Raw genomic sequence first — 5,328 nt, 5'->3', positions numbered from 1 at the left:
TTTTAGTTGAGAAAGATGGCAAGACCGAGGAAATTGAAGCTGAAGAAATTTTGGTAGCGGTTGGAAGAGCACCGAATTCCGACATTTTAAAGCCCGAGAAAGGAGGTATAGAGACGGAAAGGGGGTGGATAAAAGTTAACGAGTACTTGGAAACTTCCGTGCCCGGAGTTTACGCTTTGGGAGATGCAATAGGAAAGCACATGTTCAAGCACGTGGCGAATTATGAAGCTAAGGTTGTCATATTCAACGCGATTCTTGGAAGGAAGATGAAAGTTAATTATAAGGTTGTCCCTCATGCAGTCTTTACGTATCCAGAGGTGGCAAGCGTTGGTTTGAAGGAGGAAGAAGCTTTGGAAAAGTTCGGCAAGGAAAACGTTTTTGTAGGGTTTTTCAGGCTTGAGGAAACGGGGAAGGGGATAGCGATGGACGAAGAGGGTTTCGTAAAGCTGATCGTCAAGAGAGACGGAGAAATTCTCGGTTGTCATATTGCAGCGAGGAATGCGTCTATTTTAATTCAGGAGGTCGTTCTGGCTATGGAACACAACCTTAGCGTTTTTGATTTAGCCGAAAGTATGCACATTCATCCAGCTCAAAGCGAAGTCGTTATGTGGGCCGCTTCGAATTTGATGAGCGTTGATGAGTATTCGAAAATTAAGGGGGAGATCGTGAATGCTTAAGGTTTGTACATACAACGTGAACTCGATTAGAAAGAGGTTGCACATAGTTTTTCCTTTGATGGAGAAAGTCGATATCCTCTGCATGCAGGAAACAAAGGTTGAGGACAGAAAGTTTCCGGAGGCTGACTTTCATCTGAAAGGCTACCACGTAGTCTTCTCTGGAGGGAAGGCAAGAAATGGGGTAGCTATCGCTTCTAAAATTGAGCCTGATGAATATTTCGCCGGAATTAATGGAGAAAAAGATAGGATCATCGCTGCAAGATTCGGAAAGCTGTGGGTGATAAATGTTTACGCTCCTCAGGGGCAGAGTATAGAAAGCGAGTACTACAAGTACAAGCTGGAGTTTTTCAAAAAGCTTAAGGAGTTTCTTTCAGAATTCGTGGACTTCAAAGGGTATTACTTGCTGTGCGGTGATATGAACGTAGCTCCAGAAGACATCGACGTTCACAGCCCAGACAAGCTCAGGAATCACGTTTGCTTTCATGAGGATGCGAAGAAGGCGTTTAAAGAAATTGTTCAGCTCGGTTTCGTGGACATTCTCAGAAAACATCATCCGGAAGAGGTGATATACACGTTTTACGACTACAGGGTAAGAGATGCCGTTAAAAGGGGACTTGGATGGAGGGTTGATCACATCTTAGCAACTGAAAAGCTTGCAGAGAAGTCTAAGGATTGCTACGTGCTTTTGGAATACAGAACAACGGAGAAGCCAAGCGATCACGTTCCGCTTGTTGCAGAGTTCGAGAAAGTTTAAATTCAGCCAAACTCTTCTTTTCATATGGACATTCAGAGTAGAGTGGAGCTCGTGAAGAGAAATGCCGAAGAGATCGTTACTGAAGAGGAACTTAAAGAGTTGCTTGAAACTAACGAAAAGCCGAGAGCCTACGTCGGCTACGAGCCGAGTGGAGAAATTCATCTCGGTCATATGATGACGGTGAACAAGCTCCTTGATTTGCAAGATGCCGGATTTGATGTTGTGGTTTTGTTGGCTGACGTTCACGCTTATCTTAACGAGAAGGGAGATTTTGATGAGATAAGAAGAATAGCTGATTACAACAAAGCGGCTTTCATTGCATTGGGTTTGGATGAAAGCAAAACCGAATTCGTTCTTGGAAGCGAGTTTCAGCTTTCCAAGGATTACGTTCTTGATGTTCTTAAGATGGCGAGGATCACAACCGTCAACAGGGCGAGGAGGAGTATGGATGAGGTAAGTAGGAGAAAGGAGGATCCCATGGTCTCCCAGATGATATATCCCTTAATGCAGGCTTTGGATATAGCTCACCTAAGAATCGATTTGGCTGTTGGTGGGATAGATCAGAGAAAGATACACATGCTTGCCAGAGAAAATTTGCCAAGGCTCGGATACAGAAGCCCGATTTGTTTGCACACGCCAATTCTCGTTGGTTTGGATGGAGAAAAGATGAGCTCCTCAAAGGGCAACTACATCTCTGTAAGAGACGATGAGGAAGAAGTTTACAGGAAGATAAAGAAGGCTTTCTGCCCTCCGAAGCAGATAGAAGGCAATCCTGTCATCGAGATAATGAAGTATCACATCTTCCCAAGGTTTGAGAAGGTTGTTGTGGAGAGGGATGCGAAGTACGGAGGGGATGTGGAGTACTCAAGCTTCGAGGAACTTGCTAAAGATTACGTTGAAGGCAATTTGCATCCTCTCGATCTGAAAAATGCTGTAGCAACCTATTTAAACAAAATTCTTGAAAAGACAAGAAAAAGGTTGAGGGAAATGGGGTGGTGAGTTGGGAGAGGAGGAAGTAATCAGAGTAAGGCTTCCCGATAGGAGCAAAGGTGAAATGTTCGCCATAGTGGAGTCGATGCTTGGAGCCGGACACGTGAAAGTGAGATGTGAAGATGGGAAGGAAAGGCTCGCGAGGATTCCCGGAAAACTCAGGAAGCGAATATGGATAAAGGAAGGGGATGTTGTCATAGTGGTTCCTTGGCCCTTCCAGAACGATAGGGCGGACATAATCTGGAGATACACGAATCCTCAGGTTGAGTGGCTCGAAGAGCACGGCTACCTCAAGTTCTGACAATGAAAGAGGATAAGCTCAGAGAACTCGACAAATACCTTGACGCTCTAAGAATAAAAGAGAAGGACAGCGAGGAAAGGAAAATATACGAAGAGGTACTTGACGGAAGAACTCTGAAAATTCTGTACAAGCTCTCAGCTAAGGGATACATAAAAGCTCTTGGGGGAGTAATAAGTACTGGAAAAGAGGCTAACGTTTTTTACGCAGACGGAGTTGTTGATGGAAGAGAAGTTCCTTTGGCTGTGAAGATTTACAGAATTGAGACTTCTGAATTCTACAGAATGGACGAATACCTCTTCGGCGATAAGAGGTTCGACATGCGAAGAATCTCAAGAAAAGAACTGATCTTCATCTGGGTCGAGAAGGAGTTCAGAAACTTGGAGAGGGCGTTTGAAGCCGAAGTTAACGTCCCAGAACCTTACGTTTACATGAAGAACGTTCTTTTGATGGAGTTTTTGGGAGAGGATGAAAAAGCCTCTCCGACGCTCGTTGAAATAGGAAAAAGTTTGGCTGAGCTTGTTGATGTGGAAGAATTCTTCTGGAAAGTAGTTGAGAATTTAAAAAAGCTGTATCAGAAGGCTGAACTCGTTCACGCTGACGTTAGCGAGTACAATATTATGTTACATAAAGGTGAACCTTATCTTATCGACATGGGGCAGGCTGTTTTGATAGACCATCCCTATGCGAATTCTTACTTGGAAAGGGATGTGAAAAACCTTTTAAGGTTCTTTTCGAAATTTAACGTAAAACGCAGCATGGAAGAGATTCTTTCCGAGATTAGAGGTGAATGAAATGCAGCAAGAAATAGAAATAAGGATTCCAGAGGACAGAATAGGGGTTCTTATAGGCAAGGAGGGAGAGATAAAGAAAAGGATTCAGGAGAAGACCGGGTGTAAGATAAAGATAAACAGCAAAACAGGTGACGTGAAGATTGTGAGGGGGGAAGATGCGATAGGCTTCCTTAAAGCTAAAAGTGTTGTTGAGGCAATAGCGAAGGGTTTCAATCCGGAAATAGCTATGAAGCTTCTTGAAGACGACTTTTACGTTTTCGAATCCATAGATTTGAGCGATTTATCCCAGAAGGAGCTGGAGAGAGTTAAGGGAAGGGTAATCGGGAAGGAGGGAAAGTTTAGAAAGATAATCGAAGAGACTCTGAATGTCCACGTTAGCGTTTACGACAAGTATGTGTCTATAATTGGTCCTTTTGAAAACGTGGCAGCTGCGAGGGAGGCTATAAACATGCTGATAGAAGGGGCGCAGCACTCGACTGTGCAGAGGTTCATGGAGAAGAAAAAAAGGGAGATAAGCATGAGAAGCATGGAGTGGTACTGATGTTCGATATAGCGATAAACGATGCTTTATGCTTCATCAACGGTGAGTTTTTAAGGGCGAGCGTGGGAATAAAGGGGGAAAAGATCGCTTACGTCGGAAAGGAGAATGTTAAAGGCGAAGTGGAGTTTAACTCTTCAGATCTTCTCTGTGTTCCCGCTTTTTTCAACGCCCACACCCATGCGGCGATGATTATACTTAGGGGATTAGCCGAGGACATGCAGCTAAAGGACTGGCTCGAAAAGAAGATTTGGAGAGCCGAAAAGAAGTTGAGCGAGGATGACGTTTACTGGGGCACAAAGCTTGCCATAGTCGAGATGTTTAAGAGGGGAATCGCTTGCTTTTCAGATCTGTACATTCACATGGACAAGGTGGCTGAGGCTGCAATAGAGTTGGGGATGAGGGCAGTTCTATGCTACGGAATGGCTGACAGAGGAGACGAGGAAAGAGGGAGAAAAGAGCTTGAGATCGGAGAAAAATTTATAAAGGAATGGAACAACGCCGAGAATCTGATAAAAGCTGTTTTTGGACCCCACGCTCCTTACACTTGCACTCCAGAATTTTTGAAGAAAGTTAGAGAGAAAGCCAACGAGCTTGGTGTCGGAATACACATCCATGTTGCCGAGACGGAGTGGGAGAGGGAAGAGATAAAAAGGAGGTACGGAAAAACGCCCGTAAGATTGCTTGAGGACATCGGGTTTTTGAAAGGAGACGTTGTTATTGCTCACGCTGTCTGGCTTGAGGATGAGGAAATCGAGATTTTGAGAAATAGGAATGTAAGCGTTGTTCACTGCCCTACAAGCAATTTGAAGCTTGTAGCCGGAATTGCAAGGGTCAAGGAGATGAAAGAAAGCGGAATAAACGTTGCTTTAGGCACGGATGGTGCTGCAAGCAACAACAGTTACAATATGTTTTTCGAGATGAAACTGTCCTCTCTGCTTCAGAAAATCAAATACGGAAGGGCTGACGCTATGAAAGCCGTGGAAATTTTAAAAATGGCTACGGAAAACGGCTACAAAGCTTACGGAATAAAAGGAGGAAAAATCGAGGAAGGTTATCTGGCGGATGTCGCTCTTATTAACTACAAAGCCATAAGCATGATTCCCCATTACTCTCCAGAGAATGCTCTCGTCTACTCGGCTTCTGGAGATGAGGTTGAACATTTAATCGTAAACGGAACGATAGTCATGGAGGACAGAGAAGTCCTCACAGATGATGAGGAGAAGATAAAAAGAAAGGTCGAGAAAATTTCCGAAAAGTTCGTAGAGGTTTAGCGG

At 44.1% G+C, this 5,328-nt stretch carries 7 protein-coding genes; all 7 read left to right on the top strand.

Translation table 11 applies throughout. The features are described from left to right. The coding region (locus F7C14_RS04365; RefSeq protein WP_290900227.1) for an FAD-dependent oxidoreductase at positions 1–677 on the top strand (677 nt) is incomplete at its 5' end. Continuing rightward, on the top strand, positions 670–1,431 hold the full coding sequence (xth, locus tag F7C14_RS04360) for an exodeoxyribonuclease III (RefSeq protein ID WP_290900226.1): 762 nt from the start codon (positions 670–672) through the stop codon (positions 1,429–1,431). The genes F7C14_RS04365 and xth, both read left to right, overlap by 8 nt. A 24-nt stretch (positions 1,432–1,455) precedes the next feature. Beyond that, on the top strand, positions 1,456–2,430 hold the full coding sequence (locus tag F7C14_RS04355; protein ID WP_290900225.1) for a tyrosine--tRNA ligase: 975 nt from the start codon (positions 1,456–1,458) through the stop codon (positions 2,428–2,430). Between the two features lies 1 nt (position 2,431). Further along, positions 2,432–2,722 (top strand): translation initiation factor eIF-1A, encoded by a 291-nt coding sequence (eif1A, locus tag F7C14_RS04350; protein WP_012965287.1) that lies wholly within the window; start codon positions 2,432–2,434, stop codon positions 2,720–2,722. A 2-nt stretch (positions 2,723–2,724) separates the two neighbouring features. After that, the gene (locus F7C14_RS04345) at positions 2,725–3,513 is read left to right on the top strand and encodes a serine protein kinase RIO (RefSeq protein ID WP_290900224.1); all 789 of its coding nucleotides are present in this window, start codon (positions 2,725–2,727) and stop codon (positions 3,511–3,513) included. A gap of 1 nt (position 3,514) precedes the next feature. Further along, positions 3,515–4,054, top strand: coding sequence for a KH domain-containing protein (locus tag F7C14_RS04340; protein WP_290900223.1), 540 nt, complete (start codon positions 3,515–3,517; stop codon positions 4,052–4,054). Next, positions 4,054–5,325: an amidohydrolase gene (locus F7C14_RS04335; protein WP_290900228.1), complete on the top strand. Its 1,272-nt coding sequence runs from the start codon at positions 4,054–4,056 to the stop codon at positions 5,323–5,325. The genes F7C14_RS04340 and F7C14_RS04335 overlap by 1 nt, the downstream gene beginning before the upstream one ends. The last annotated feature ends 3 nt before the right edge of the window (positions 5,326–5,328 follow it).

The sequence above is a fragment of the Ferroglobus sp. genome (genome assembly GCF_015521575.1).
Classification (GTDB): Archaea; Halobacteriota; Archaeoglobi; order Archaeoglobales; family Archaeoglobaceae; genus Ferroglobus.
The sequence above is the reverse complement of the archived record's forward strand: the minus strand, read 5'-3'. Positions and strand labels throughout refer to the sequence as shown.

Bases quoted from the DNA above. Each gene is read 5' to 3' on its own strand.
- F7C14_RS04345 (WP_290900224.1), top strand. From the start codon at position 2,725: ATGAAAGAGGATAAGCTCAGAGAACTCGACAAATACCTTGACGCTCTA.
- F7C14_RS04340 (WP_290900223.1), top strand. From the start codon at position 3,515: ATGCAGCAAGAAATAGAAATAAGGATTCCAGAGGACAGAATAGGGGTT.
- F7C14_RS04355 (WP_290900225.1), top strand. From the start codon at position 1,456: ATGGACATTCAGAGTAGAGTGGAGCTCGTGAAGAGAAATGCCGAAGAG.
- F7C14_RS04335 (WP_290900228.1), top strand. From the start codon at position 4,054: ATGTTCGATATAGCGATAAACGATGCTTTATGCTTCATCAACGGTGAG.
- xth (WP_290900226.1), top strand. From the start codon at position 670: ATGCTTAAGGTTTGTACATACAACGTGAACTCGATTAGAAAGAGGTTG.